Here is a 1,226-nt window from a genome sequence, read left to right on the forward strand (position 1 = left end):
GGCGGGCGCGACCCATTTCGACGGATCGGCGTCGGGCATGTCGGCGCGGTTGGCCGCCGTGTCGATGATGGAGGGCAGGACGGCGTTGACCGTCACCGAGGTCGACTTCAGCTCTTCGGCCAGGGCTTCGGTCAGGCGGTGGACCCCGGCCTTGGAGGCGGCGTAGGCGCCCATGCCGTGCCCGGCCTTGATCGCGCCGTTGGCGCCGACGTTGACGATGCGGCCTTCGCTTGAGGCCTTCAGATGGGGCAGGGCGGCGCGGCTGGCGTTCAGCGTCGTCTTGACGTTGAGGGCGTGCATCCGGTCCCACTCCTCGCCGTCGCCTTCGACCGGGCTCCAGACGAAGCCGCCGGCGATGTTCAGCAGGGCGTCCAGACGGCCGAAGCGGGCGACGACGGCCTCGATCGCCGCCTTTGCTTGAGCGGGGTCGGTCAGGTCGACGCCGCCGACCTCCAGAACGCCCTCGGGCGCGGCGTGGCCGCTGGCGTGGTCGATGACGGCGACGGTCCAGCCGGCGGCCTGCGCGGCCTCGACCACGGCCCGGCCCAGGGCGCCGTGCCCGCCGGTGATTGCTGCAACCCGTTCGCCCATCGTCTCGCTCCTGAATGGTTCGGCGCGGACCATAGCGGCGCGCGCGGCCCAATCAATTAGGGATCAATCGCTCCAGAGCCGCGCGGCGCCGCGCACGCCCGAGGAATCGCCCCACTGCGCCGGAACGATCCGCCCCTCCCAGTGGTCGGAGAAGGCGTGGCGCGCCACGATATCAGGCAGGCGGTCGTAAAGCTCGGCCACGTTCGACATGCCGCCGCCCAGCACGAAGACCTCGGGGTCGGCCAGATTGACCACCATGGCCAGCCCGCGTCCCAGCCGGTCGATGTAGCGGTCCAGAGCGGCGGCGGCCTGCGCATCGCCTGCGCGAGCGGCGTCCACGATGGCCTGCGCCATCCACGTCCGCCCGGTCGTCACTTCATGGTCGCGCTGGAAGCCGGTGCCGGACACCCATGTCTCGAGACAACCGTTCAGGCCGCACCAGCAGGCGGGGCCGGGCGCCTCCTCCGCTGAAGGCCAGGGCAGGGAGATATGGCCGATCTCGGCGGCGACGCCGTGCGCGCCCTCGACCAGCCTGCCGTCGATGACCAGTCCGCCGCCGCAGCCGGTGCCGAGGATGACGCCGAACAGGCTGGCCGCGCCCGCGCCTGCGCCGTCGGCGGCCTCGGACAGGGCCA

The 1,226-nt window shown here is 72.2% G+C and carries 2 protein-coding genes; both read right to left on the bottom strand.

All coding sequences use genetic code 11. From position 1 onward, the window contains the following. On the bottom strand, positions 1-591 hold a 591-nt coding region (locus RT567_RS17035), incomplete at its 3' end, for an SDR family NAD(P)-dependent oxidoreductase (RefSeq protein ID WP_313577360.1). 63 nt (positions 592-654) lie between these two features. After that, positions 655-1,226, bottom strand: a 572-nt coding sequence (locus RT567_RS17040) for an ROK family protein (protein WP_313577361.1), incomplete at its 5' end; no start/stop codon positions are given.

Origin of the sequence: Brevundimonas sp., assembly GCF_032107865.1 — a bacterium.
GTDB lineage: Bacteria > Pseudomonadota > Alphaproteobacteria > Caulobacterales > Caulobacteraceae > Brevundimonas.